Source organism: Microcoleus sp. B13-B6, assembly GCF_036705405.1.
GTDB lineage: Bacteria > Cyanobacteriota > Cyanobacteriia > Cyanobacteriales > Microcoleaceae > Microcoleus.
The window spans coordinates 1-25,855 of record NZ_JAUBUJ010000092.1 but is presented as its reverse complement, the minus strand read 5'-3'; the positions used below and the strand labels follow the sequence as shown (position 1 = coordinate 25,855).

24 protein-coding genes are annotated in these 25,855 nt (G+C 45.0%); 12 read left to right on the top strand and 12 right to left on the bottom strand.

The annotated features are described in order from the left end of the window. Positions 1-689 precede the first annotated feature (689 nt). On the bottom strand, positions 690-1,667 hold the full coding sequence (locus tag QUB35_RS30365) for a carbohydrate kinase (RefSeq protein WP_333145334.1): 978 nt from the start codon (positions 1,665-1,667) through the stop codon (positions 690-692). A gap of 148 nt (positions 1,668-1,815) precedes the next feature. Next, positions 1,816-2,976, bottom strand: coding sequence for an RNA-guided endonuclease TnpB family protein (locus QUB35_RS30360; RefSeq protein WP_333145332.1), 1,161 nt, complete (start codon positions 2,974-2,976; stop codon positions 1,816-1,818). A gap of 426 nt (positions 2,977-3,402) precedes the next feature. Here QUB35_RS30360 and QUB35_RS30355 point away from each other — a divergent pair, with 426 nt between their 5' ends. From QUB35_RS30355 to QUB35_RS30325, 7 genes are all read left to right on the top strand, one after another. Then, on the top strand, positions 3,403-3,678 hold the full coding sequence (locus tag QUB35_RS30355; protein ID WP_006633901.1) for a photosynthetic electron transport-dependent transcriptional regulator PedR: 276 nt from the start codon (positions 3,403-3,405) through the stop codon (positions 3,676-3,678). A 34-nt stretch (positions 3,679-3,712) separates the two neighbouring features. Further along, positions 3,713-3,994 (top strand): hypothetical protein, encoded by a 282-nt coding sequence (locus QUB35_RS30350; RefSeq protein WP_333145331.1) that lies wholly within the window; start codon positions 3,713-3,715, stop codon positions 3,992-3,994. 130 nt (positions 3,995-4,124) lie between these two features. Next, positions 4,125-5,402 (top strand): histidine--tRNA ligase, encoded by a 1,278-nt coding sequence (hisS, locus tag QUB35_RS30345; protein WP_333145330.1) that lies wholly within the window; start codon positions 4,125-4,127, stop codon positions 5,400-5,402. Between the two features lie 272 nt (positions 5,403-5,674). Further along, the gene (locus tag QUB35_RS30340) at positions 5,675-6,445 is read left to right on the top strand and encodes a Uma2 family endonuclease (RefSeq protein ID WP_333145329.1); all 771 of its coding nucleotides are present in this window, start codon (positions 5,675-5,677) and stop codon (positions 6,443-6,445) included. A gap of 96 nt (positions 6,446-6,541) precedes the next feature. Continuing rightward, entirely contained in the window at positions 6,542-7,666 is a 1,125-nt protein-coding gene (locus QUB35_RS30335) for a DNA cytosine methyltransferase (protein WP_333145328.1), read from the top strand. Between the two features lie 73 nt (positions 7,667-7,739). Beyond that, positions 7,740-8,963 (top strand): AAA family ATPase, encoded by a 1,224-nt coding sequence (locus QUB35_RS30330; RefSeq protein WP_333104285.1) that lies wholly within the window; start codon positions 7,740-7,742, stop codon positions 8,961-8,963. Between the two features lie 2 nt (positions 8,964-8,965). Continuing rightward, a complete protein-coding gene (locus QUB35_RS30325) occupies positions 8,966-9,541 on the top strand; it encodes a hypothetical protein (RefSeq protein WP_333145327.1) in 576 nt (191 codons plus the stop codon). Between the two features lie 21 nt (positions 9,542-9,562). Here the strand turns inward: QUB35_RS30325 and QUB35_RS30320 are convergent, their stop codons facing one another. From QUB35_RS30320 to QUB35_RS30305, 4 genes are read right to left on the bottom strand one after another with little or no spacing between them, the layout of a single operon-like run. After that, complete coding sequence (locus QUB35_RS30320; RefSeq protein WP_333145325.1) at positions 9,563-10,798, bottom strand: class I SAM-dependent methyltransferase; 1,236 nt, start codon at positions 10,796-10,798, stop codon at positions 9,563-9,565. Positions 10,799-10,833: 35 nt separating this feature from the next. Then, entirely contained in the window at positions 10,834-11,061 is a 228-nt protein-coding gene (locus QUB35_RS30315) for a type II toxin-antitoxin system HicA family toxin (protein WP_333145324.1), read from the bottom strand. After that, positions 11,061-11,339 carry a type II toxin-antitoxin system HicB family antitoxin gene (locus QUB35_RS30310; RefSeq protein WP_333145323.1) on the bottom strand — a complete coding sequence of 93 codons (279 nt, stop codon included), beginning with the start codon at positions 11,337-11,339 and terminating at the stop codon, positions 11,061-11,063. Before QUB35_RS30310 ends, QUB35_RS30315 begins: the two co-directional genes overlap by 1 nt. A gap of 40 nt (positions 11,340-11,379) precedes the next feature. Next, a complete protein-coding gene (locus QUB35_RS30305; protein ID WP_333145322.1) occupies positions 11,380-12,564 on the bottom strand; it encodes an NAD(P)H-quinone oxidoreductase subunit H in 1,185 nt (394 codons plus the stop codon). Between the two features lie 57 nt (positions 12,565-12,621). On the opposite strand from QUB35_RS30305, the gene rsmH reads away from it, so the two are divergent. The 3 genes from rsmH (at position 12,622) to QUB35_RS30290 (ending at position 16,696) form a co-directional block, all read left to right on the top strand. Continuing rightward, positions 12,622-13,524, top strand: a complete 903-nt coding sequence (rsmH, locus tag QUB35_RS30300) for a 16S rRNA (cytosine(1402)-N(4))-methyltransferase RsmH (RefSeq protein WP_333145321.1) — start codon at positions 12,622-12,624, stop codon at positions 13,522-13,524. A 562-nt stretch (positions 13,525-14,086) separates the two neighbouring features. Next, positions 14,087-15,760, top strand: a complete 1,674-nt coding sequence (locus tag QUB35_RS30295) for a SpoIIE family protein phosphatase (RefSeq protein ID WP_333145320.1) — start codon at positions 14,087-14,089, stop codon at positions 15,758-15,760. Positions 15,761-16,273: 513 nt separating this feature from the next. After that, positions 16,274-16,696, top strand: coding sequence for an anti-sigma regulatory factor (locus tag QUB35_RS30290; RefSeq protein ID WP_333104293.1), 423 nt, complete (start codon positions 16,274-16,276; stop codon positions 16,694-16,696). Between the two features lie 523 nt (positions 16,697-17,219). On the opposite strand, the gene QUB35_RS30285 is transcribed toward QUB35_RS30290, so the two are convergent. From QUB35_RS30285 to QUB35_RS30275, 3 genes are all read right to left on the bottom strand, one after another. Beyond that, the gene (locus tag QUB35_RS30285; protein WP_333145319.1) at positions 17,220-17,654 is read right to left on the bottom strand and encodes a nuclear transport factor 2 family protein; all 435 of its coding nucleotides are present in this window, start codon (positions 17,652-17,654) and stop codon (positions 17,220-17,222) included. Between the two features lie 36 nt (positions 17,655-17,690). Then, positions 17,691-17,885 carry a hypothetical protein gene (locus QUB35_RS30280; protein ID WP_333145318.1) on the bottom strand — a complete coding sequence of 65 codons (195 nt, stop codon included), beginning with the start codon at positions 17,883-17,885 and terminating at the stop codon, positions 17,691-17,693. 109 nt (positions 17,886-17,994) lie between these two features. Next, entirely contained in the window at positions 17,995-18,957 is a 963-nt protein-coding gene (locus QUB35_RS30275) for an orange carotenoid protein N-terminal domain-containing protein (protein WP_333145317.1), read from the bottom strand. Between the two features lie 278 nt (positions 18,958-19,235). Here QUB35_RS30275 and queG point away from each other — a divergent pair, with 278 nt between their 5' ends. Together queG and QUB35_RS30265 are read left to right on the top strand one after the other, a co-directional pair. Beyond that, the gene (gene queG, locus QUB35_RS30270) at positions 19,236-20,171 is read left to right on the top strand and encodes a tRNA epoxyqueuosine(34) reductase QueG (protein WP_333145316.1); all 936 of its coding nucleotides are present in this window, start codon (positions 19,236-19,238) and stop codon (positions 20,169-20,171) included. Between the two features lie 306 nt (positions 20,172-20,477). Further along, positions 20,478-21,116: an HAD-IA family hydrolase gene (locus QUB35_RS30265; RefSeq protein ID WP_333145315.1), complete on the top strand. Its 639-nt coding sequence runs from the start codon at positions 20,478-20,480 to the stop codon at positions 21,114-21,116. 151 nt (positions 21,117-21,267) lie between these two features. Here the strand turns inward: QUB35_RS30265 and QUB35_RS30260 are convergent, their stop codons facing one another. The 3 genes from QUB35_RS30260 to QUB35_RS30250 are packed head-to-tail and all read right to left on the bottom strand — an operon-like array spanning position 21,268 to position 25,626. Further along, positions 21,268-22,095, bottom strand: a complete 828-nt coding sequence (locus QUB35_RS30260) for an SWIM zinc finger family protein (RefSeq protein WP_333145314.1) — start codon at positions 22,093-22,095, stop codon at positions 21,268-21,270. After that, on the bottom strand, positions 22,092-22,229 hold the full coding sequence (locus QUB35_RS30255; protein ID WP_333145313.1) for a hypothetical protein: 138 nt from the start codon (positions 22,227-22,229) through the stop codon (positions 22,092-22,094). Before QUB35_RS30255 ends, QUB35_RS30260 begins: the two co-directional genes overlap by 4 nt. Before the next feature lies 1 nt (position 22,230). Beyond that, complete coding sequence (locus QUB35_RS30250; RefSeq protein WP_333145312.1) at positions 22,231-25,626, bottom strand: DEAD/DEAH box helicase; 3,396 nt, start codon at positions 25,624-25,626, stop codon at positions 22,231-22,233. Positions 25,627-25,855: the final 229 nt, after the last annotated feature.

Here is a 25,855-nt window from a genome sequence, read left to right as displayed (position 1 = left end):
TTTTGGCAAATATTATTGGTGAACCCGCCCCTACAGGAATCAGGGTAATCGACCGGACATGATATGATGTGTGGTTAATTGCCCACAATAAAACCTATAGCGATTCTAAATGATTCAGATAAATTTGTAGGGGTAGTGCCCCCGTGCCTACCCCCTATCTATAGGGCAACCACGGGGGGATTGCCCCTACAATAATTATGAGAATGATTTAGGATTGCTATAGCGATTCTAAATGAATTGTGTAATTGTTGTAGGGGCAAAACCCACGCCCGGTTGCCCCGATCCGTGGGGGGTAGGCACGGGGAGTAGGGGTAGCACTACCCCTACATATTTTTACAACTGATGCGAGGATTGCTATATAATACTAAATCGGGCTTAAATACCAGTTTATTTCTTACTCCCTCTTAACTAGGGCGAGAGTTTGTATAGTAGCTATTTCAAACGGCGAGTCTTAGCGAGGGTTTTTAACTCGGATTTAGTATAAGCTGTTACACATTTAAACCAATAACGATAGAGGTAGGGTGCGTCAGCTAGAACACTGGCGGGATATGGGAAATACTTATGTACGCTCCGCACCCTACTATCCTCTTTTAAATGCCCAACAGCTTAACAGTTATTTTTTTCCTAGCAACCGAGTTTCTGAACCAAATTTAGCCCCCTCTCCGTTTCCGGGAGAGAGGTTTCGCCTGCTAATTTTTGTACAAATACAAGAAAGCTTCTACTTCAGCGGCGGTTGGTTGAGCCGCAATTGCACCCGGTTTCATCGCTGTCATCGAACCTACCGCACTCGCATAAGTTACAACTTTTTTGGTTATTTCTGGAGTGGCTAAACTCTTAATTCCCACCTTGCATAATTGGCTGACAAAACCAGCCAGAAAACCGTCGCCGGCACCTGTTGTATCCTCAACATCTACTGTAAATGCGGGGATTTTTCCTTCATTTTCCGAGATACAATAGGCGCAACCTTTCTCGCCTGCAGTAACCAAAACGCCTTCTACGGAATCGAGACGGTAGGTAATAGCTCCAGCATCGGTAGTGTCAAACAACCATTCGGCTTCTTCCTCGGATAGCTTGACAAAATCAACTTTTTTTAATATTTTTCTAATGGGCGCTTTTGCTTCGTCTGGATTTGGCCAAAACACGGGACGCCAATTGATGTCAAGTATAATTTTAACGTCGTACTGTTCTGCTAGTTCGATCGCTCGGACGATCGCCTCTCGACTTTCAGGGTAAGCTAATTCTAAAGTGCCTAGCACTAAATATTCGGCATTTTCAAACAGCACTTCGGGTAGTTGTGCAGCAAGGAGGCGGGTGTCTGCAAAATCCGCAGTATCAAATTCGCCAAAACCGGCAAAAGATCGATCGCCCGCTTCATTCCGCAAGACATAAACTTGCCGCGTCGGCGCACTTGGATGTCGCTGCACTCCAGCGGTATCAACCCCTATTTCTTGCAATACCTGCACTAGAGAATTCCCCAATTCATCCCCACCTACAGCACCGATAAATCCCGCCGCCGTCCCCAATTTAGCCAAAGCACAGGCAACATTAGCAGGAGCACCGCCGGGATATGCCGTCCAAGATTCTACCTCTTCGAGAGATACTCCTGGTTTGTCTGCTAAACAATCAAATAAAACTTCACCCAGACACAGAACGCGAGGATAAGTCATATCAATTTTAGATTTTACATTTTAGATTTTAGACCAGCAGTAGACAGGCCAATAATTATTTTTAACCCATCTCAGAAAAATTGCAAGCTATTTTTTAATGGCTGCTCCTTTGACAACTCCCCGCCGTAAAACGGCCGAGATTCTTCCTTCATCCAACGTTGCCTCTAAAAGCAGTGCCTTTAGATGGTCTTACACGTCGTCTGGAAGCGTTAGCGAGATGCCCTCCCGCCAAAAGTCGTAAACCTTCATCGCGGATATTCATGGCGGCGTTAATGTCTCTGTCATGTACCGTTTGACATTTGGGACATTGCCAGCTACGAATATCTAAACTCAGGTTATCTAGTTGATGTAAACAGTTACTACAAGTTTTGGAACTGGGGAAAAATCTATCGATTTCGATATAGATTCTTCCCTCCCACTCTGACTTATACTTCAACATGGTGCAAAATTTACCCCATCCAGCATCACTGATTGATTTAGCTAGTTTGGAATTTTTTACCATGTTTCTAACTGCCAGATTTTCTACAATTATGACTTGGTTTTCGTCAACTAATTTACGACTTACTTTTTGGAGAAAATCTTCACGACATCTGGTGATTTTTGAAGGCACTTTAGCAACTTTAATCCGTGCTTTTTTACGATTGCTAGACCCTTTTTGTTTGCGACTAAGTTGCTTTTGTCTCTTGGCTAATTTAACTTCATATTTACGGTAATATTTGGGGTTGCCATGCTTAGTCCCGTCGGACGTAATTGCATAATAATTTATCCCCATGTCTATACCAATAGCTTTTCCCTCTGATGATGAAACAGGCTTATCTTTACCATCATCGTAGAGACAAGCGGCGTAGTATTCACCTGATGGATTTAGCGATACGGTAACAGATTTTAACTTCCCTTCGAGCAATCGAGATACTTTGCAGTAAACCTTACCTAGTTTAGGCAACGTGAGATAGTCGCCATCTAATTTAATTCCTTGTGGAAATCGGATAGATTGCTTTTGTCCCTTTTTCTTAAAATTTGGGTATTTAGCCCGTTTCTCAAAAAAGTTCAAAAAACCACTAGACAAATCCAATGCTACTTGCTGTAAACATTGTGAAGGTGGTTCTGTTAACCATTCATATTCTTTTTTTAGCGAAGGTAACAAATTAATGATGTCGTTTCGACTTAAACCCTTACCTGTTGCTTTGTAAGTTTCACTGGTTAGGTTAAGCGCAAAATTGTAAAACCACCGTACACATCCAAACGACTTACCAAGCAATATAGATTGCTCTTGAGTCGGATAGATTCTGTACTTGCAGGCTTTTAACATTGCACTTACCAAACTATATTTGCTATGGTAAGCTAAAGTGAAACAAAAGTAAAGTCCCCCTAGAAGGGGGAGGTTTTAGACCCAATTTTTCGATAATATCAGACTTATTGATACTGGCAGTTACTCGCTCAACGCACAAGTGCAGTGCGGGCGTATCAGTTGTTTTACCTGAAAACACCTGCGGGTTTGGCCCGGATGCCAGATGCGCGCAGGTAAAGGGCTCACCCGCCGCCCTCCGGTGCCAGCAGTGCAAGTCGGTGCGGGTCATGCTGTGTCGGCGCTGAGTTTGCACTTTTTGCGATTCTGCAAGCGAGTTGGTGCTTCGGCCCCGAAAGAGTAGCACAGCAAATTTAATTTTCTCTTCATACTTCATCCCTCATCCTCTAGAATTGTAGATAGGTAAATATGCAGACATAGGAAAAATTTATGAGTGGGATTGTCTCTGGAACCCCTGTCACCCTGTCGGACAGAGAATTGCAAGTGGTAGAGTTAGTAGCGGCGGGATTGACTAATGAGAAAATTGCCGAAAAGTTAGAGATTAGCAAGCGTACAGTTGACAACCACATTAGCAATATCTTGAACAAGACGCGCGCTGACAATCGAGTTACCCTTGTACGCTGGGCGTTGCAGTGGGGAAAGGTATGTTTGGACAATATTAACTGCTGTCCTCTACCGCGACCGATCGATAAAGAAGTATCTTAAGTAGGGTTTCTGGTTGGGTACAGGCAAAGAAATGATGCAAACGGCACAAGAAAAACAACTCCGCTATCACATTCAATCCCCTGGATTGCCGCTGGCGGTGTATCGCGAAGTGGCGACCCATTTGCGTCAAGTTGAAGGGGTGCAAACCGGTTTAATCCCGCAGCAGTCGCAGCGGTTTGATTACAGCGACAGCCAAATTGGGGGTTTGTGGATACAGTATCCTGAAGCGTTCGATTTGGCAGGTCGCGAGCGGGTCGATCGCATTTTGGCTTATTATGGCGATCGTTACGGAGCCTGGGAATTATTAAGTCCTTAGTTATTGGGAATTGTTAGCTGTTGACTGTTGACTGTTAACTAATAACTACTGACTAATGATTAATGACTGCGGACTAATGACTAATGACTACTGACTACTGACTACTGACTACTGACTACTGACTAACAAAATGAGTGCAATTAAAACTTTAACGGGAACGCGAGATATTTTGCCCGATGAAATTCGATATTGGCAAAATGTCGAAGAAGTGGCTAGAACAATTTTGAAAAAAGCGGCTTATCGGGAAATTCGGACGCCGATATTTGAACAGACATCTTTATTTGAACGCGGCATCGGCGAAGCTACCGATGTTGTAGGCAAAGAAATGTACACTTTTAAAGATAAGGGCGATCGATCGACTACTTTGCGCCCAGAAGGCACCGCCGGAGTAGTGCGAGCTTTTATTCAAAACAGTTTGTACGCAGCGGGAGACGTGCAGCGTCTGTGGTATGCTGGGCCGATGTTTCGCTACGAACGCGCGCAAGAGGGAAGACAGCGGCAGTTCAATCAAATTGGCGTGGAAGTCTTGGGGAGTGCGAATCCTCGTGCGGATGTCGAAGTAATTGCGATCGCCTGTGATATCCTGCAAACTCTCGGTTTAAAAAATTTGCGTCTCGATATTAATTCCGTCGGAAATAAGCAAGACAGACAAAATTATCGGCAAGCATTAATAGATTATTTTACACCGCACAAAGACGAATTAGACGCCGATTCTCAAGACCGCTTGACTCGCAATCCGCTGCGGATATTGGACAGCAAAAATCAGCGGACTCAAGAAATTGTAGCTGGTGCGCCTAGCATTTTAGAATATTTGGGAGAGGAATCGCGAGATCACTTCGAGCAAGTGCAGCAGATGCTCACAAATTTAGGAATTAGTTATCAGTTAAATCCCCGATTAGTGCGCGGTTTAGATTACTATACCTACACCGCATTTGAAATTATCTCCGACGATTTGGGAGCGCAAGCCACAGTTTGCGGAGGCGGCCGCTACGACGGTTTAGTAAAAGAATTGGGTGGCCCAGATACGCCTGCAGTCGGTTGGGCAATGGGTATCGAAAGGTTGATTATTCTGCTGCAAAAGTTGCAACCTTTGCCCGCGCCCAAGTTGGATTTTTATTTGGTATCCAGGGGCGAAAAAGCAGAACAGCAATCGGTATTGTTAGCTCAAAAATTGCGAAGTGCCGGGTTTAGTGTAGAGATAGATTTGAGCGCTAGTGCTTTCGGGAAACAGTTTAAAAGAGCCGACAGAAGCGGTGCGGTTGCGTGTTTAGTTTTGGGAGATGCGGAAGCTGAAAACGAGACGGTACAGTTGAAGTGGTTGGCGAGTGGCGAACAAAGTGCGATCGCCCAATCGGAACTACTAGCAATGACAAACGAGCTACAGCAGAAGATCATAGCTGCATATTAAGTCCGGCAGGGAATGAATTCCCTGCCTCAAAGCTAAAGTCCTCTGAAGAGGACTAATTATTTTAACAGTTTTCTTCTCAGTCCTCTTCAGAGGACTTTCGCTATTAGCCAGGGGTTTCAACCCCTGGCGGACTGTCGGCTTAAGTCGTTACTAATTGACTCTGCCCGGTAACGCATATCCAGAGGCTCTGCCTCGTCATTAAGCCATTAACATTAATCCCAAAAACCAAGAGATATAATTTAAGCATTAAAACATTTAACCTCTGATAAACTATGTCTGTAGCAACTAAAAACCCAGAAACAAAACTCACAATCACCTGGCCGCTACTACCACAAGATTTCCAACTACCAGACGACCCCGTAGAAGACGAAAGCCAACCATTATTAGCCGCCGCTTTGCGCCAGCCGCTAACAGGATTTCCTGAATTAATGCAGGATGCCTTAATTGTTTGCAACTTTGCCTTGTGTGCCGGCATAAGTTTCCCAGGTTCAAGCAGCGACGAACAGCGTATTATCTGCAAAGCACCAGATTGGATGTACGTGAAACCCGTCAATCCAAAAAATGTCTCGCAAGTCCGCCGCAGTTACACGCCACACACAGAAGGAACCATCCCCCAAATCGTGATGGAATTTCTTTCAGAAACCTATGGAGAAGAATACTCCGTTGAATTTACCTCGCGGGTGGGAAAGTGGTATTTTTACGAGCAAGTAATCAAAGTCCCCCGATACGTCATATTCCGAGCGAAAACAGCTCATTTAGAAGTTTACGCTTTAGAATCAGAACACTACAACTTGCAAAAAGCAGATGAAAACGGACGTTATTGGATACCGGGATTAGACTTGTTTTTAGGTATTTGGGAAGGAACCCACGAAGGAAGGACAGGCTGTTGGTTCAGGTGGTGGAATCCTGAAGGCGAGTTGTTGCTGTGGTCGGAAGAACGAGTAGAACAAGAACGCCAACGGGCCGATCGCGAAAGACTCCGCGCGGAAAAATTGGCCGAAAAACTGCGTCAAGCGGGGCTCGAGTTAGATGATGAAGAGTGAAATATCAATTGATGAGTCGAGTTCGATCGTGTTTTGGTATGATGACACTCTTGTGGTGCCGGCATCCAGCCCGCCCTTGGCTAACTTTGCACTCCTATGTTAATCGAACGTCTCCAGCCGATCGCCTGGACAAAACAACCGCGACTCATATCCTTATTTTCTGGTTGCGGCGGCATGGATTTGCCATTCCACCAAGCCGGATTTGAGGTAGTTTGGGCGATCGACTCCAATAAATACGCCTGCAAAACATTCAGCAGAAACATTGCTGATGTCATCATCAACGACAGCATAGAAAATATAGACATTGCACAAGTTCCCGAAGCTGAAATATGTATAGGAGGGTTCCCCTGTCAAGATTTCTCCCTAATTTGGAAGCGGCCCGGACTTGAAGGAACCAGAGGCAATTTATATACATACTTTCTCGATTTTGTCAACAAAAAAAAGCCCAAAGCTTTTGTAGCAGAAAATGTCAAAGGCTTATTAAGTGCCAATAATTATCAAGCAATAAAACAAATAATTTCTGACTTTGAAAGTATCGCTCCGGGCTACTTAGTTAAACCTAAACTCTACAACTTTGCCGATTACGGAGTTCCGCAATTTCGGCAAAGAGTGTTATTAGTTGGCATTCGGATGGATACAGGATTTAACTTTGTGCATCCTCAGCCAGAATACGGGCCAAATCGCAAAAATCCCTATCGAACAGCGGGCGAAGCACTCAAAAATGTGGAAGCAGTTCTTGACAATAACCAACATCATAAAATTCAAGCCCGCACCGTTGAAATTTTAAATCGAATTAAACCGGGAGGCAATTTCTCTGATATTCCCAAAGATAGTCCATACTATGTCAAAGGCATGATCAGTCACGTTTATCGCCGAATTCATCCAGATAAACCATCATCGACAATCATTGCTGGTGGAGGTGGCGGAACTTGGGGTTATCATTATTTAGAACCGCGTTCTTTGACAAATCGTGAAAGAGCAAGATTGCAAACATTTCCCGATGATTTTGTTTTTGAAGGTTCTACGACTGAAGTACGGCGGCAGATTGGAAATGCAGTGCCGCCGCAGGGAATTGCTGCTGTTGTTGAGGCTTTAATTCCGCTATTTAAGGGGGATTATCCGAAAGTGGATTTATATGAAATGAGTAAAAAGTTGCAGGGGATGTCAATTCAAGAACGATTAAAATGGGCTGAATTAGAACCAAGTGAAAATATTTTATAATCAGCAAGTAGTTTATAGTACAATATTTCTAAATATTGAGCTAATTATGTAGCTGATAGAGTGAATATTCAAAATGCTGAAAGAACTTCATCTAAAACAAGTCGGAACCGCCCCCCAGTTCGATGTAGAATTTGCCGATCGCATTAATTTATTTACTGGCGACAATGGTTTGGGGAAAACTTTTTTGCTTGATGTTGCTTGGTGGGTACTAACTGGAAAATGGGCGGATAGTCCAGCTTGGCCACAGCAGGGACAGGGCAATTCCCCGGAAATCACTTCTCGTTTAAGCAATCAAAAAAAATCCGATAAATATCGAAGTCTGTTTAGTTTTTCCGAACAAAAGTGGTTAGACAGTGGCAAGTATTCTAGTTTCAAAGGGTTAATTATTTACGTCCGTGTTGATGGATTTTCAGTCTTAGATCCTGCCCGTAATCGCTTAGCAGCTTATCACTTCAATTATGATAGTCTTTGGAATGGATTGATTAATTCCGAAGGAAAATTTATCTGTAATGGTCTAATTCATGATTGGGTGAACTGGCAACGTCAACCAGACCGATCTCAATTCCAACTATTATCTCGCGTCATTAAACAACTTTCTCCCGATGCTGATGAATGGATGGAACCGGGAGAACCAATCAGGGTTTCTGTTGAGGATGTGCGTGAGATTCCTACCTTAAATTTTCCCTATGGCAATGTTCCGATTATATACGCATCAGCGGGCATCAAGCGAATTTTAGGATTAGCTTATTTGTTAGTATGGACTTGGTATGAACACACAATGGCTTCTAAGTTGCGGCAACAAGAACCTCTGGATAAGATAATTCTTTTAATCGATGAAGTTGAAGCTCATTTACATCCACAGTGGCAACGATCAATCTTGCCAGCTATCTTAGAAGTAGCAACAAACCTCGAAAATGAAATGAAACTTCAGCTAATAGCTACAACTCATTCTCCGCTGCTACTTGCCTCAATCGAGCCTGAATTTGATGAGGAGCAAGATAAGTTATTTTTGTTTGAGTTACAAGGTAAAGATGTAACTCTTAATGAAGTTCCTTGGACAAAACATGGCGATGCTGTTGGCTGGCTAACTTCAGATATTTTTGGGTTAAAACAGGCTCGTTCCCGCGAAGCAGAAATAGCGATTGAGGCTGCGTATACCTTCATGCGAGGAGAAAGCATGGAAACTTTTCCTGAATACCTCAGAACTAAGGATCAAATTCATCAGGAACTCCTGCGAGTTTTACCAGAACACGATCGCTTCTGGCCGCGATGGATTGTGAGCACCGAGGTAGAGTAAAGATGATGCGATTTACTCCGCCACCGGAACCACCGGATTTTGAGCAACAAGTGCGACAAGCCGGCAATAATTGGTTAGTTAAAAATCCTGGTAAAGAACCAAAAGATTTTTGGTCTACCTTCAAACCTCAATTAGCTAAAGACTTCCAAAATCTTTGTGGCTATTCAGTTATGTACATACCGAGTCGGATGGGTACTGTAGATCATTATTTGAGTAAAAGTAAAGCCGAAAATCGGCATTTGATTTATGACTGGAAAAACTATCGCTATGCTTTGCAACGGGTAAATAGCTGCAAAGGAACTTACGATAGACAAATTCTCGATCCGTTTGAAGTAGAAGATAATTGGTTTGAGATTATCCTACCTTCTTGTCAGTTGATTTTGACTGATGCGATTCCTTCCCACCAGCGCGACCGAGCCGAATTTACCCTCAAAAAGTTACAGATTCAGAATAGTGAATGGGTTATAGAACAACGTCAGGAGTGGTATCGGATGTATCTAGAGAAGGAACTTAATTTAGAAGGGTTAGAAAAGAAAGCGCCTTTAATCGCTCGTGCGGTTAAAAAACAGCTTAATTAGTTAATAATCAATCTAAAATAATCAATCAGGCACCATCAAACCCTTCAATATTCTCCCCTTTTCCTCCTCCCTCAACCCCTTCGACTGCACCAAAACCCCAAAACCGCCCAAACCCATCGGATCGATCAACTGATGCAAAGCCTCCCGTCGCCGCAAAAACGTTGCCACATCCAATACTTCCGCATGATTTGTTGATAGAGAAGCAATACGATCGCCCAAACCCAACGCCATCAAAAACAAAGCCTGCTGAGTAAACCCTACCACATCCAAACCGCACAATTCCCCCTGCCTTTCCAACGCCGTAAAATTAACATGAGCCGTTAAATCCTGCCGCCCCACATTAATATAAGGATTGCTGTGATATCGGTGGCGATAATAACACTGTAGCGTCCCCTCCCTGCGCCTCGGATTGTAATAGCGGTGCGCCGGATGGCCGTAATCAATAGTTAACAAATATCCCCGCTGCAACTTTTTAGCAACTGTACTCATCCAGTCCAAAGCAGCCAAATTCACCTCACTGCGATAACCATCGCCATAAGCACTCGCCGACAAATCGATGCCCACCAAATCCAAATATTCGGCAATTTTAGGGGTGGAAACTTCGCCAACTACTTCAACAAATTTTATCTCTTCTTGTTCATTTTTTGGGGTTTCTGCGGCAACATAAATCTCCCTAACTTGCCCTTCTTCCAGAATGAATTGATGCACTGGCAAAGCATCCACTAACTCGTTAGAAAAAAAACAACCGACTATTGAATTATTAACTATCTCATCCCAATTACACCACTTAACACACTTAATATCGGCTAAAGTTTGCCGCTGTTCCGCTTGGAGCCCAGGGGAAACTTCAATAATAATGTATTCTAAAATATGAAAGAAATCGGGATGTTGCCGTTGCAGATATTGCAGCACATTTTCGGCAAAATTTCCCCGCCCAGCGCCCATTTCTACGATCGCGAAATTGAAAGGGCGATCCTCTTCGAGGGCTCCGCTAACGAGAAATTCCCACATTTCTACAAACTGATCCGCCAAAACCTCCGAAAAATCAGCACCCCAATGAGACGACGTGATAAAATCGCCTTGTTTGCCGATCGACGGGCGATCGCTATTGTAATAACCGTGCTGCGGATGATATAATGCCAAATCCATATATTCAGCAAAAGTAATACGCTGCTGGGGAGTTGCGGCAATTCTTTCGCCGATTAAAGCGCAGAGATCCGGGTTGCTGTCATTGATATCTGGTTGCTGGGATGTCATAATTTTTATGAGGCACTTAATCAAGCTGAACAAAATCATTCGAGTAGTGCTATAAACTCTTCCCTTGTGAGTTCTGCATCCCGCAGTATCTTGCGGAGTAAACCTCTACCTATGGTTTTGCCAGCATGGACAGGAATCGTTACTACCCGTCCATCTGCATGGATCATTCGCACATGACTGCCCTTTTGTCTAATCGTCTGAAAGCCTGCATTTTCTAAGGCGCTAATAACTGTATTTCCTATTAAAGCTGGTAGTTTTGGCATTAAATCATCACCCTTTGAATACCTACAAATTCAGGTAATTTTTCATTACCCTCTTCTTCTAAACAAAGTGCAATAACTTCTTTAATATTCGCAATCAACTCATCAATAGTCTCACCTTGGCTATAACAGGCTTTTAGCTGTGGGACTTCCCCGACATAATAGCCATCTTCATCTCGTTCAATAATGACGTAGAACTCTTGCTTGCTGACATTCATTCTGCAACCTCTTTGTTCTTTAAATGTTACTCTATCATTATTAACAGTCAGGGCTTTAGTCATACTCGTTTAATAACTAAAGCCCTTACTGCTAACAGCGGATCTACCTGTCAACCGAGCCCATAATAATGTCGATACTCCCCAAAATTGCCACCAAATCGGCAATCTTCACGCCGCGCACAATGTGAGGCAAAATCTGCAAATTATTAAAATCCGCAGCCCGAATCTTCCAGCGCCAAGGAAACACAGTATCATCCCCGATAATATAAATCCCCAGCTCACCCTTGCCGCTTTCAACGCGGACATAATGTTCGCCCTTGGGAATCTTAAAAGTCGGCGCCACTTTTTTGCCAATAAACTGATAGTCAAAACCATTCCATTCAGATTTTGGCCCGCTTTCTAAGCGCTTCGCTTCCAAATTCTCGTAAGGGCCGCCGGGGAGTCCTTTTAAGGCTTGATTGATAATCTTAACCGACTCGCGCATCTCCCGAATCCGTACTAAATACCGGGCTAAACAATCGCCAGCAGCTTCGGTACAAACTTCCCAGTCGAAGTCGTCATAACATTCGTAATGGTCAACTTTCCGCAAATCCCAATTTACGCCGGAACCGCGCAACATGGGGCCCGAAAGTCCCCAGTTAATCGCTTCGTTGCGGGAAATCGTACCCAAGCCTTCAATCCGGCGGCGGAAGATTGGATTGTTGGTAATTAAACGTTCGTACTCGTCAATTTTGGGAACGAAATAATCGCAGAAATCTTGGCACTTATCTACCCAACCATAAGGCAAATCGGCGGCGACTCCGCCGATGCGGAAATAGTTATTATTCACCATGCGATAACCGGTCGCTGCTTCCCACAAGTCGAGAATTGGTTCGCGATCGCGCATAGTATAGAAAAAAGGAGTTTGCGCGCCCACGTCCGCCAAAAACGGCCCTACCCACATCAAGTGGTTAGCAATCCGGTTCAACTCCAGCATGATTACCCGAATATAACTAGCCCGTTTGGGGACAGCAATATTTGCCAACTTTTCCGGTGCATTCACTGTCACCGCTTCGTTAAACATCCCCGCAGCGTAGTCCCAGCGGCTCACGTAGGGCACGTACATCACGTTGGTGCGATTTTCGGCGATTTTTTCCATCCCCCGGTGCAGATAGCCCAAAACAGGCTCGCAGTCCACCACATCTTCCCCGTCCAGGGTGACGATTAGCCGGAGTACCCCGTGCATGGAAGGGTGGTGCGGGCCCATGTTGAGCACCATCGGTTCGGTTCTAGTCTCAATTCTTGACATAATTAAATGAATTAATGATTACTAGCTATTGTTGATTTTTGTTTGGCTTTTATGATTATGAAGGATATCGAGCTCTCTGAGAAGGAGACCCTTGGATCGGATGTCAGTATTGACACCTATCACGTTCCAGTTTTGGGTCAAGAATTAATTGCGGGTTTGGCTGTGCGTCCAGGCGGCCGCTATTTGGACGCGACGCTTGGGGGCGGCGGACACACGAGTTTGATTTTAGCGGCGGCGCCAGATGTTACAGTGGTGGCGATCGACCGCGATGAACAAGCCATCCGTTTTTGCCAAGCCCGATTTGCCAACTCGCCCGTTGAGTTTTGGCACGGCAACTTTGCTGAATATCAGTCCCCAGAGGCCGAATTTGATGGTATCATAGCAGACTTGGGCGTCAGCTCTGCTCAGTTCGATACACCGGAACGGGGATTTAGTTTTCGCCACCCAGCTCAACTAGATATGCGTATGAACCAGCAGCAATCTTTGACGGCAGAAGAGATTATCAACCACTGGGAAGAAGTTAAACTAGCAGATATTATTTACAAGTACGGCGAGGAGCGACTGTCGCGGCGCATCGCGAGGCGGATTGTGCAAAGCCGTCCTTTTCAAACTACAACAGAACTTGCAGGGGCGATCGCCTCCAGCTTCCCCCCCAAGCAGCGCAACGGCAGAATCCATCCGGCCACCCGTACTTTCCAAGCTTTAAGGATAGCCGTCAACTCCGAACTCGCTTCTTTAGAAACTTTCCTAAACCTTGCCCCACGGTGGTTAAAACCCGGTGGGAGAATCGGAATCATTACCTTTCACAGTCTCGAAGACCGACCAGTCAAGCACCAACTCAGAGGAACACCCAATTTGCAGGTACTGACAAAAAAGCCGATCGTGCCACAATCCGAAGAAGTCGCTAGAAATCCCCGCTCTCGTTCTGCTAAGCTCAGACTGGCAGAAAGATTAGCTTGATTCGGCAGTAGTAATATGCTTGCTGCAAAAAGTTCAGAGATTAAGAGGACTTGCATCCTGCAATCAAGTACGATGCGGCAAAGATGTAGGGAATAGCGCCAACAACCCACCACTAACCCTCCGGGTACAGTGGGGCTTGAAATACAGCCGGTGTTGACCAGACTTAGGTAGCAATACTTGCGTTAGTAGTAAGTGTTAAAATTCACACCGAGGACAGTGCCCAGCTAGTTAAGAACTCTGCAATCAGAGCATTAATTAGCCGTTTTGAATGCTGGTGTGTTTAGAAAAGTACCGACTGCTAACAAGGTCATTGCTCGTATCACAGCGTTAAAGCTGACTCGGGAATTTTCCCTATTGAAGCGGCCTACCGAGGCGGGTTACAGTATCGAAAGCCTCTCATCTGTGCGAACAGATGGTGCGAAAGGAATGCTCACCTTGAGGTAAAACGGGTTTCTTTAACTCAACTTGACGTAACTGATATGTTGCATATATCCAGCCCTCCTTTTCCTCCCGCCACCTTGCTGAATACAGCTATGGTGGGGGTTTTCAAGGGGGAAGAAAGATGAGTCGGGGAGATGGAAGCAAGCTGAAACTGATGGTAGTCGATGACGAACCCGACAACTTGGATTTATTGTACCGGACGTTTCGACGCGACTTTCAGGTTTACAAAGCAGATAGCGCCCTCAGCGCCCTGGAAGTTCTAGACGAACAGGGCGAGATGGCGGTGATTATATCTGACCAGCGAATGCCAGAAATGAATGGCACCGAGTTTTTGGGGAAAACAGTCGAGCGATTTCCCGATACGATTCGGATTCTGCTAACGGGATACACCGATGTTGAAGATTTGGTTGAGGCCATCAACTCAGGTCAAGTTTTCAAATACATCACCAAACCGTGGAATCCAGAAGAACTCAAATTGGTGATCAATCAAGCCTCAGAAACTTACAAATACTACAAGCAGCGCAGCGTTGCATTGCGCCGCGCTTTACGCAAGGAATCTCTGTTCAATGAGGTAATGAGCGTGATTCGCGGGTCGCTAGATTACTCTAGTATGGTACAAACTATTGTTCAAACCGTAGGTCAAACTTTTGAGGCCAACTATTGTATGCTGCGGCCGGTAGAGACCGATCGACTATTGCCGAGTACCTTCCCCTACCAAGCCCAAACCTCTGAAGCCAGTAGCTTTTCTTTTGATGAAAATTTGCTGGTTCAAGCTGTAGCCACCCGCCAAACTCAAGTGAACTCCAACAGTGGGGGGCAGGGGAACTCGGTTGAGATTGCCGTGCCCCTGACTTACCAGCAAGAATTGCTGGCGGTACTGGCTTTGTCCCAGATTGGCGGCACTAACCCTTGGTCAGCAGAAGAGATAGAGTTAATAGAAGGTGTAGCAGCTCAAGCTGCTCTCGCCCTGTCTCAAGCTAAGCTATATCAGCGCACTCTGGATTTAGCCAAGCAGATGCAAAACGAGTTGGAAGTGGCTCGCCAAATCCAAACAAACTTGTTGCGCCAAAGTTGGCCGGATTTTGAAACTGTCAGGGTGCAAGCTTGCTGTTATCCCGCGCGGGAAGTGGGTGGGGACTTTTTTGAAGTCTACGTCCACTCCCAAGGGGATATTTGGATAGCGGTGGGAGATGTTTCGGGTAAGGGAGTTCCGGCTGCTCTATTTATGGCGAGCGCGATTTCGGTGATGCGTCGGGAACTTTCCCAAGAAGTTTCTCCAGAGCCCGATCGAGTTATGCACAATATGAATAGCAGTATGTCTGACGACCTGATCGGCAACAACCATTTTATTACAATGGTTGTAGCTCGTTACACTCCGTCAACCGGACACCTGGCATTTGCTAATGCCGGTCACATTTACCCGATTGTTTGGTCTCACTCGGAGGTGAAAGCTCAAGCCGCTAGCGGTGAAACGCCAGCCGAGCCGAATTTCCTGAAAGCTCGTGGCATTCCCTTGGGGATACTACCAGTTTGGAGAGGCAAAGCAGGTACGATCGAATTAAAGTCAGGAGATGTATTTCTGCTGACGAGTGACGGAATTACTGAAGCTAGCGTGACGACTGAAGCGGTCGCAGGGGGTGTACCAACCCGTTCTATGCTACAACAAGAAGGGCTTTGGCAACTCTTGATTCAGGAACCTGGTTCTTTCAACTTGGACAATTTGTTGGCTTACATCCGAGCCGACAATCCCGTTCAGGAAGACGACCAAACCATACTCTCTCTGGAGGTTCTTTGAATCTGTCAGCGACTCCCGACGCATAGTCGGGGGTGAGCGCCGAAAAAACTTAAGCCCTGCTTGTTGAGGGCCCATAGAGTAGTCCTGCAAAGGACGGCGTTATCGTCAACAGTCAAAAACCACAGTAAAAAACCTAGCCGGCGATGGCGCAGCTAGTTTCCTGAATCGCTTTCCTGGGGGATTAAATACCTGTCAAGGGTTAAGGTAGAAGGCATTCGTCAGAAAAAACCAACGCTTCTTAAAAGCCAAGGATTGAAACACAGATTTTTTATACCTCGCTGCTTGCAGTCTCGGTATAATTATCAATTGTTAGTGGGCTTTAGACTCATAACAAAAGTTTTCAACTATACTCTTAACTTCTGCCTTATACCAAATGACGAATGCCTGATTTTTAACCAGAAAAGGCTAGTATCCCCCGATTAGTGACAAGTATTGAGGCCGAATCCATTCGGCGCGTCGTGTTTCATACCTGGTGTGAAGACACAGGGGTTTTCAAACTTACGGGATTTTTTTATGAATACTGAGCTTCATGTGCCAAGCGACTTGCGGTTTTTAACAATTGTTGAAAATTGGTTGCTGAGCAGTTTGGAAGTAGAGCTAGGAGAGCACGTCGATTGGCCGCGTCAGTCGAATCGTTTGCGCTTGGTGTTAGCAGAAGCCTATTCTAACGTGATCCGCCATGCTCACAAAGATCAACCCAATTTGCCCGTGTTAATTCGCTTGAATTTAAAAAATAGGGATATTGGTTTAGAAATTTGGGATTACGGTAAAGGTTACGAAATGGATACTTACAATCCCCCGATGCCGGAAGCTAAACAGGAAAGCGGCTACGGCTGGCTGATTATGAGCAGACTTATGGATCGGGTGGACTACACTTTGCAAATCGACGGTCGCAACTGTCTCAAGTTGGAAGCGAGTTTGCCGGAAAAATCTTAATTAGTCGTTAGTCATTAGTCATTAGTCCTGAGTGATTAGTGATTGGCAATGCACTTTTAGACTCGCTTTGGCTGTCTGTCGCACGCGCTGCGGTGACAGCCACTTTTTCGTGCAGTATCGTCAATCGATTTTAGATTGTAGATTGTAGATTTTAGATTTTAGAATTGAAGCATTGACTTGCGCGAGATAAATTCGGGGGGCAAGTTTCATCGGATAAAGGTTTTTTATTTCTGGGTTCTGAGTCTGCTTTCGGAATGAATCACGTGGCGGGTATCCTGGATGCTTTCGGTCAGCCCAAGGCGAGACTGTAAGACTGTAGGGGTACAGTCCCGATCGCACAAATACCCCAGAAACGGGATTTTTATACCGTGAGTGGCACTTCACCAAAGATTTGAATAAAAACCCGGTTTCTGCCTCATTCTGGCGATAAAAAGCCGATTTACCTGTCGATCGCACGATTTTAGCTATTACGTGCGATCGACAGGTAAAACCAAAATAGACAATTTAAATGTGAAACAGCTTATCAAACATCAAATTTCGTCTGCGACCGCAGATTTAGCAATTCTTGGGGAGAAGCTAACAGTTTGACGGTGACAGAAAGGATTTTTTGGTGAGAATTGAGCAACAACAGCCATCCGACATTAACACCAAATGCGGAAGTTTGCACCCGGCCACTGACCTGAACTTCAACATTGCCATATTCTAAAATTTGGGTGACACCTTGCTGGGGTTCAAGCTTCATTCCTCGCGCTTCTGTTTTTAGATAAGTGGCGATCGAGCTGCTACCCATAATTGGCTCTTCAAACGGCGCGTGCAGAACCCCGTCATCGGCAAATAAATTAGCCGTCGCGTCAAAATCGCCCGCGTTTAAAGTTTCAAAATATCGCAGTACCGTTGGGTTTGTGATGCCGGCAATCTTTATAGAGCTAGTTATAATAGGTCGAGTTGTTGCGGTCATAAAAGAATTGATTTTAGATGAATGAGTATACTGTAATCATTCTCTTTGTCGCAGCAAATCCCTCAAAAGATATAAGTAGGGCCAGGAAAATAATTCTCCGAAAAAAGGAGGAACCGGAGAGCGTCGATCGCAGCTTTCAGAGCGATCGACCGAAATCAATACTAATTTCAAAAAATGCCAGTGTAGCCAAGCTGCAAACCCTGATACCATCAGCCATTTCCAATCGTTCAATTCTTGAATCTAAAATTTAAAATCTAAAATCTAAAATGATAGAAACCCAGATGCCGTCAGGCGTCTGGGTTTCTAGCCAAGTCTGTTTGACAGACCGAACCCGAATATTCTATTTGCGGATCAAATTGAGCAATTCTTTAGGAGATGCCAACAAGTCGATCGCCACAAAGAAAATTTGACCTTGGGGATCGAGCATAAACCGCCACGCAATGTTCATGCCCACATTCGCGCCGAACCAGGGAGTTTCGACTTTGCCAGTGACTTTCACTTGGCGGTAGCCATCTTCTGCGGGTTCTGATACGCCTTGCTGGGGCATCATTTTCAGTCCGATGCACTCTTCCCGCATATAGTTGAGGATAGCGTCGCGACCGACGATCGGCTTTTGGAAAGGTGGTTGCAGGGCACCTTCTTCAGCAAATAAACCCACGGCTGGGGTGAAGTCGAAGGCGTTCATGTAGTCGATGTAGCTGAGGACAGTCTGCTCGCTGATACCCTCAATTTGGGTTTTCACCCGCTCTTCTGGAGCGGTGGGAGTGCTGCGGGGGGCTGAGCGTTTGCCGTACTCTTGGCTGAAATCTGGGTCGTAGCCCATGTGAACTACGGTGTTGCGAAGTACGGTAATTTGTTGGCCTGGATCTAGTTTCTTGATGGTTTCAAGGACTTGGGTGGCTTCGGGAGACATTTGATAGCCAGCGGGGATCGGAGCGACAACGCCCTGTTTCATCAACTGTCCCAACTCGTACCAGAAACCGAGTTTGGTGTTGACGCGCAAAGAAGTGTAAATCCGGCCAATTGTTGTGTCGGCGTTGCTGGCTAGGTCAAACATGGTTTTGCTTTGAGCAGCCGGCGACATTTGCTTGATTTCGCTCAGGATGCCTTCAACAAGCGCCATGCTGGCTACTCCGGGAGCGGCTGCGGTGATGGAAACGCCCATTTCGGTGTAGGCATACCAGAGCAAGGCTAGTTGGTCTTCAACGCTGAGTTTGTAAAATGCTTCGGTGGTAGCCGGAACAACGCTCGCAATCTCGGTGTTCGAGAAGATAGATTGAGCTGATTGAATACTAACTGCCATGTGTATGCTTTGGGATTTGTGGTTTTAGTGAGGTACTTGAGTTAGGAAACCTCAAGCTCCCTTAATTAACATCATGTAACGTTTTGTTAAAGTTTGCAAATAGAAATTACATATAGCTGAGTTATAAAACTATGATCAATGGTTTGGTAAATTGCGATCGCCGTCACTAGACTGTGCGCCGAATTAGTTTATTTAGGAAGCCGATCGTTAAAATCGCTTTGCATATCATATAAAATCAAAATAGTCAATACAAAAGGTAAATATTTGCCTGGTGTCAAATGAAAGCGCCAATTAGCAGCATTTTGGTTAAGGAAAAAGCCCTTGAGTTGGGATTTCACAAAGTCGGGATAGCCTTGGTAGACTGCGGCACTGACAAGGAGGCACAAAGGTTGCAGGCATGGTTGGATAAAGGCTATCAGGCGGATATGGCATGGATGGCTAACCCGAAACGTCAGGATATTCGCGCTGCAATGCCAGAGGTGAAGTCCTTAATATGTGTCGCCATCAATTACTACACGCCTCACCAACGCCCAGGCGGTTCCGAATATGCCAAAATCTCTCGCTACGGCTGGGGAAGGGATTATCATAAAATCCTGCACAAAAAACTGAAGGTTTTGGCAAATTGGGTGCGATCGCAAGGCGAGGGAATTGAAGCGCGGTATTATGCTGATACTGGGCCGATTCAGGATAAAATGTGGGCGCAACGTGCGGGGATTGGCTGGATTGCCAAAAATGGTAATGTAATTTCGCGCGAATACGGTTCTTGGGTGTTTTTGGGAGAAATCTTGACTAATTTGGAGTTAGCGCCCGATGAGTCTCATACGGAACATTGCGGTACTTGTACTCGCTGCATTGAGGCCTGTCCGACGGGAGCAATTACTGAGCCTTTTGTGGTGAATGCCGATCGATGTATAGCTTATCACACGATCGAGAATCGAGCCGAAAAATTGCCCGACGAAATTGCATCTAATTTACAAGGTTGGGTAGCAGGTTGCGATATTTGTCAGGATGTTTGTCCTTGGAATCAGCGATTTGCTAAACCAACTGATGTTGCCGACTTTGAGCCTTATCCTGAAAATATAGCGCCGACACTTGCAGAATTAGCCGACATTTCCGACGAGGAATGGAACCGCAGATTTACCGCTTCGGCGCTGCGGCGCATAAAACCCGAAATGCTGCGGCGAAATGCGAAAGCCAATCAAATTAACCCTTAAAAGTTGAGAATTTCGTGCTTAGGAGGCACTTTACCCTATAGATAATAACCCTAGGGTGTTTACGGCTCGCCAAGAGACAATACATTCTGCCGTAAGTCATTCCCCCATCTAAAATCTAAAATCTAAAACGCATCGCTAAGAGTTAATAAATTATGCAGTAAGTCATTCCCATCTAAAATCTAAAATCTAAAACGCATCGCTAAAAGTCAATACATTATGCAGTAAATCATTCCCATTTAAAATCTAAAATCTAAAATCTAAAATCTAAAATTGTATGCTTCCCCGTTCCTTATTTGCTATTGTCCAATGACCAAAGTAATTATTTTTGATTTTGACGGTACTTTAGCAGATACAATCGATATTCTTCTAAGCATCACCAACCGTTTGTCAGTAGAATTAGGCTTTAAGTCTGCCACCAAAGACCAAATCGCTCAACTCAGCAATTTAACTTCTTGGCAAATTCTTCAGTATTCGGGCATTTCTATCTTCAAATTCCCGCTGTTGATTAGAATGTTGAAAGCAGAGTTACGCACCGAAATTCCCAATATTCAATTATTTCCGGGGATTAAAGAAGTTTTACTGGAGTTAAAAACACTGGGATTTCAACTGGGAATAATCACATCTAATTCCAGAGAAAACGTTTTGGCATCGCTGGAAAAAAATGGTTTGCCAGACACTTTTACATTTATTTACTCTGGTTCAACTTTTGGCAAACATAAAGTTATTAATAGCTGGCTAAAAAGAGAAAATATAAATCCTAAACAAGTCGTTTACGTGGGAGATGAGATTAGAGATATAGACGCTGCTAGAAAAACAGGAATTAAGGTAATTGCTGTAGGTTGGGGTTTTAATTCTCAGGAGGCTTTGGCTGCACACAATCCCGATTTTTTGATTAAACGCCCCCAGGAATTGATAGAGATTATGAGTAATTTGCGGGAAGTGTAAACTGAAATTGCAAAAAGTAAGACTCGTCGGTTGAAATCTATTCTAGACAAACTCTCGTTCCACCAAAGATGGACTAAAGAATAAAATGGGTATTAAAGCCTGATTTGTTATCAGCCATATTTCCTAGTATCATCTCTGCGAATAAATTATGTTAATCTCCTTCGCTCCGTTTCAGTGCTGCTAAAACTGCTTGCTGGCTAACTGCTTGGTAGATTTTGCTAAAATGCTGCTTCAGGGCGTCTGATGCGGGCGAGGATTTGCTAGCCGTTCCTTTTCCGTCGGTTGCGAGGGGGATGGGGCCTAAGATATCTAATACTGTTTCGCTGCTGGGCGGCGGAACAATGACTACTAAAGATGATTCTAGCTGCTGATTGTATTCCCAAAAGCGATCGACCTTCGGCAATTTAGAATTCGCAGTAGGGGAATTTTCACCCTTGTTTAGCTGGGTATTTTCCTCTCCTTCCTTACCCCGTCTTTGGCGGAGTGCGGTCAATATTTGCTCTTTAGTTCTTCCGCGCAGTTGGAAGAGTACGAAGGGGTCTTCACTGAAGCGATCGCCCAATAAGTAGTATACTGCACTGATGTGTTTGCAAGGGTTTTGGGGGTCAGGACAGCTACAGCGCGATCGAATATCAGATAAACTTAACGGAAATAGCGTTTTGCCCGCTGCTGCAAATACATCTTCAATATTGTGCGGCATTTCTCCTGCTAACAGTTTAGCTGAAAAAACTGCTCTTTGCGACATATTTTCAATCACATAATCCCAATCTTCATCGCTCAATGTGTCGAGTCCTAAAGAAACTTGATAGGGTTTTGGATCGGTTCCTTGAACTATGGCAATTACTTCTTGATTGGGAAATTTAATGCTGAGAACTTTACCCTCGCGCGCGTATTGCCAGCCACGTTCTAAGCGCTTTTTGAAGCGGTAGGTATTGATTAAATCTAACCACTGTTGTGTCCACCATTCTCTGTCAATCATTTATTTGGGAATTGGGAATTGGGCATCGGGCCTTGGGCATTGGTAATTAGGATGCTGGAGTCAGAAAGGAAAAAACAGCTATCCGTGTATCCGTGACATCCGTGTCGTGCTGTTGGGAATTGGTAATTAATCATATTATTCTTCTTCCGTTTCTATGATAGCATTGCGATCGAGGATTAGTAAATTGCGAAGTTGGTCTGTATCGAGTTCGGTGAGCCAGTTTTCCCCGGCGCTGACAACTTGTTCGGCTAGAGCTTTCTTACTTTCAATCATATCGTGTATTTTCTCCTCTAACGTACCTGTGCAGACAAATTTGTGGACTTGCACGTTGCGAGTTTGACCGATGCGAAATACGCGGTCAGTTGCCTGATTTTCTACTGCGGGATTCCACCATCTGTCATAGTGGAAAACGTGGGTTGCTCTGGTTAAGTTCAAACCTGTGCCGCCTGCTTTTAAAGATAAAATCATAATCGGCGGGCCTTGGGGGTCGTGCTGGAAGCGATCGATCATTTCTTCCCGCTGCTGTTGCCGAATTCCTCCGTACAAGAACAAAACTTCTCGCCCTAAATGCTGCTCTAGATGAGGTTTCAGGAGTTTTCCCCATTCGGCAAATTGAGTAAAAATTAAAGCCCGATCGCCCTCAGCGAGCACCTCTTCTAACATTTCCACCAACCGCTGCAATTTCCCCGATTCCTGACTCTTAATCTCCAATTCTTTCGGCTTAGCTTCTGCTTTCACAAGAGCCGGATGGTTGCAAAGTTGCTTGAGTTTTACCAGCAAAGCCAGAATCATTCCCCGGCGTTGAATACCTTCGGCTGAGTCTAATTCAGCTATTGACTCTTCGACTATTTTCTGATATAATACCGCCTGTTGATTTGCCAGCCCGCAAAATACAGTCATCTCCTGTTTTTCGGGCAAATCTTGGATGATTTCTTTGTCTGTTTTCAGGCGGCGGAGGATGAAAGGCCGAACGAGCGATCGCAAAGTCTGCAAAGATTCCCTATCGCCGTATTTCTCGATCGGAATTGCAAATCGGCGCTGAAAGAAATTGCGCGGCCCCAAATAGCCAGGATTCAGAAACTCCAAAATTGACCACAATTCTTGCAGTCTATTTTCCACCGGAGTCCCTGTCAGCGCAATTCTAAAAGATGCCTCGATTTGCCGCACCGCTTGCGACTGCTTAGCCTCGGAATTTTTAATATTTTGCGCTTCATCTAAAACCAATCCTTGCCACTTAATGCCTTGAAATTCCTTCGCATCGCGAAACACCAGCGCGTAACTGGTAATTATTAAATCCTTTCCCTTAATTCCCGCTGCAAATGCTTTTCCTTTAGCGCGTTTGTCTCCGTGGTGAACTAACACTTTTAGCGTCGGGCCAAATTTCTTGACTTCCCGCTCCCAATTGCCCAATACCGATGTCGGACAAACCAGTAATGTTGGCGCTTCTAGGGCATCTTGTTCCTGTAAGTGCACAAGGAAAGCAATTAGCTCGATGGTCTTACCAAGTCCCATATCGTCCGCGAGACAAGCGCCCAAACCCCAGCGTTCTAAGAATGCTAACCAGCCTGCTCCTAGCGCTTGATAAGGCCGCAATTGTCCTCGGAAACTAGCCGGAGTTGCGATCGCACTTACCGCTTGATTATCGCTCAAAGTATTCAACAATTCCTGAAGTTGACCCGTAGCCTCAAAATTAACCACAGGCAATTTCTCGATCATCTGAGAATCGCCCGACGCCAAACGCAAAGCATCCTCCAAAGAAAGAGTCATTTGCTCTTTGCGGCTGGCAAAAAAAGTTTGAGCAGCTTTCACATCCGGCGCGCGCAACTCCACCCACTCGCCGTTAATTTCCACCAAAGGCGAATTCAACGCAATCAATCTGTCAAATTCTGCCTTAGAAAGGCGCTGTCCGCCGATCGTCAATTCCCACTTAAAATTTAGCAGACTTTGCAATCCCAACCCGCCTTTCGCCGGAGTCACTTTCGGAGTTTCCGCTTGAATGCTCAAACCCAAACGACTCGCCCAACCATCCGTCTTTGTCAAACTCGGCGGCAAAACTACGCCCAACCCGCTATCAGCAAACCGCCAAGCTACAGACTTAATAAACTCGTAAGCTTGCAGCGGATTTAATTGGCAAGATTGAGGCCGCTGTGCTTGCAAACTCGGTTCAATTAACGGATAAAGTTTCGAGGCTAAACCCAAGCCGCTGAGCAAAGTTTCTTGAGGCAATTCTATTGTCCGCCCCGCATAAGCCAAACGCTCGACTGAGTTGTTCCAAACAGTTGTCGCGTCTACCAAAAATTCCGCTTCATCTGCAGCTTGCAAGCAATAATTTAAACTCCAGTTGGCTTTACCAGGAGACGGCGGTATGAGTTGAAAGCAAGTGCGAAATTGACTTTGTTGAGATAATTGGTTTTGCAGCGGTGCAGTCCAAGCACTCAGCTTGGTTGCCAAGTTTTCCAATGCTGTTGTTTCTACTTGAACTCTCCCAGATTCCTGCTGCAAAGCTTGCAGCCAGTCGCGCACAGGAGAAACTGCTTTGATGTCTAAAGTAGAGCTACCAGCAGATCGCACTTGACTATCTACAATACTGCTCAAAAAGCCTAACACCAATTCCTCAGCCCCCCTCGGCAAATCCACCGCTAAATGTAATTGACTGGATTCTTCTTCCTTTTCCCCTCTTCCCTCTTCCTTATTCCCTCTTCCTTCTTCCTTTTTCCTTCTTCCTTCTTCCTTCTTCCTGGCATCCGTTACATCCGTTACATCCGTTACATCCGTTACAGAATCCGTTGCCGAACTTCCTTCTTCCTTCGATTGATATGTTCTGCAAGCCGTCGGCATTTGCTTGACAAAAGTGCTGAGGCGGAGTATGTCTGTAGAACTATCTAACAGCGGTTGCCATTTGGCAATAGCAGAACCGTCGGACTGTTTCTCCAATCCAGGCAAGAATTTGCATCTTGCCAACAAATCCAAACTCCACCTAGCAATATGAGACCAAAAACGCAAATCAGAGCCGACAAAAGAGTCTGGTTCCGTGCTGTTAAGCGGTAGTGATTGCAAGAAAACAAAAGCTGCTTGAGGGTTGAGACAAAAACCCTCGACTTGCCAGGGATAAAGGTAAATTTCCTCGGTTTTAGCGGGTTCCTCATCAAGTGCTGCTGCTGAGTGCTGCGGCATCAAACTTGCGTTCGATTCTGAGATTTGGGTGGGAAGTGCGATCGCCCGAATTTCCCTTTGAATTGAGGAGTTGGGTGCGCTGATTTCTTCCTTGGGAGTTTTGGGCGATCGCCTAGTTTTTTTGCTTTTTTCCGGTGGAGTTTCTGCGGTTTCCGGTAATTGCCAGTTTAGTTTTCCCGACTGTTGCAAGGAATTTAGGAAAATCTTAAATTCAGATTCTGTCATTGCTAAGGGATGCGGTAAATTCCTCCCCGATTCTAGGGTTTCAATTGCCCCAAGTTTCCGCCAAGTTTCTCCCCAAATAAATAAGCAACTTTTTTCCTTCTCTAGGAGCCAACTGCCGTGTAAAATTGCCATTTTTTTTACCCTGATATTTGTATTTAAGTGCGAGGTTGACTACAGCATTTATATGGAATTTATGAAAATTTTATTTAAAACAAACCGAGGAAATTTTGAGCCAGATAGGAATTAGGTAGAACCTTTATATTTAGGTACTTATCGCACACCTTATACCAATTTAATGTGAAGTTGCACATATCTCGATCCCCCTCGCATACCCCCTACTCCCCCTGATTGTTGGGGAGTA

Coding starts and splice junctions, on each gene's coding strand:
- QUB35_RS30365 (WP_333145334.1), bottom strand. CDS start 1,667: ATGACTTATCCTCGCGTTCTGTGTCTGGGTGAAGTTTTATTTGATTGT.
- QUB35_RS30360 (WP_333145332.1), bottom strand. CDS start 2,976: ATGTTAAAAGCCTGCAAGTACAGAATCTATCCGACTCAAGAGCAATCT.
- QUB35_RS30355 (WP_006633901.1), top strand. CDS start 3,403: ATGAGTGGGATTGTCTCTGGAACCCCTGTCACCCTGTCGGACAGAGAA.
- QUB35_RS30350 (WP_333145331.1), top strand. CDS start 3,713: ATGCAAACGGCACAAGAAAAACAACTCCGCTATCACATTCAATCCCCT.
- hisS (WP_333145330.1), top strand. CDS start 4,125: ATGAGTGCAATTAAAACTTTAACGGGAACGCGAGATATTTTGCCCGAT.
- QUB35_RS30340 (WP_333145329.1), top strand. CDS start 5,675: ATGTCTGTAGCAACTAAAAACCCAGAAACAAAACTCACAATCACCTGG.
- QUB35_RS30335 (WP_333145328.1), top strand. CDS start 6,542: ATGTTAATCGAACGTCTCCAGCCGATCGCCTGGACAAAACAACCGCGA.
- QUB35_RS30330 (WP_333104285.1), top strand. CDS start 7,740: ATGCTGAAAGAACTTCATCTAAAACAAGTCGGAACCGCCCCCCAGTTC.
- QUB35_RS30325 (WP_333145327.1), top strand. CDS start 8,966: ATGATGCGATTTACTCCGCCACCGGAACCACCGGATTTTGAGCAACAA.
- QUB35_RS30320 (WP_333145325.1), bottom strand. CDS start 10,798: ATGACATCCCAGCAACCAGATATCAATGACAGCAACCCGGATCTCTGC.
- QUB35_RS30315 (WP_333145324.1), bottom strand. CDS start 11,061: ATGCCAAAACTACCAGCTTTAATAGGAAATACAGTTATTAGCGCCTTA.
- QUB35_RS30310 (WP_333145323.1), bottom strand. CDS start 11,339: ATGACTAAAGCCCTGACTGTTAATAATGATAGAGTAACATTTAAAGAA.
- QUB35_RS30305 (WP_333145322.1), bottom strand. CDS start 12,564: ATGTCAAGAATTGAGACTAGAACCGAACCGATGGTGCTCAACATGGGC.
- rsmH (WP_333145321.1), top strand. CDS start 12,622: ATGAAGGATATCGAGCTCTCTGAGAAGGAGACCCTTGGATCGGATGTC.
- QUB35_RS30295 (WP_333145320.1), top strand. CDS start 14,087: ATGAGTCGGGGAGATGGAAGCAAGCTGAAACTGATGGTAGTCGATGAC.
- QUB35_RS30290 (WP_333104293.1), top strand. CDS start 16,274: ATGAATACTGAGCTTCATGTGCCAAGCGACTTGCGGTTTTTAACAATT.
- QUB35_RS30285 (WP_333145319.1), bottom strand. CDS start 17,654: ATGACCGCAACAACTCGACCTATTATAACTAGCTCTATAAAGATTGCC.
- QUB35_RS30275 (WP_333145317.1), bottom strand. CDS start 18,957: ATGGCAGTTAGTATTCAATCAGCTCAATCTATCTTCTCGAACACCGAG.
- queG (WP_333145316.1), top strand. CDS start 19,236: ATGAAAGCGCCAATTAGCAGCATTTTGGTTAAGGAAAAAGCCCTTGAG.
- QUB35_RS30265 (WP_333145315.1), top strand. CDS start 20,478: ATGACCAAAGTAATTATTTTTGATTTTGACGGTACTTTAGCAGATACA.
- QUB35_RS30260 (WP_333145314.1), bottom strand. CDS start 22,095: ATGATTGACAGAGAATGGTGGACACAACAGTGGTTAGATTTAATCAAT.
- QUB35_RS30255 (WP_333145313.1), bottom strand. CDS start 22,229: ATGATTAATTACCAATTCCCAACAGCACGACACGGATGTCACGGATAC.
- QUB35_RS30250 (WP_333145312.1), bottom strand. CDS start 25,626: ATGGCAATTTTACACGGCAGTTGGCTCCTAGAGAAGGAAAAAAGTTGC.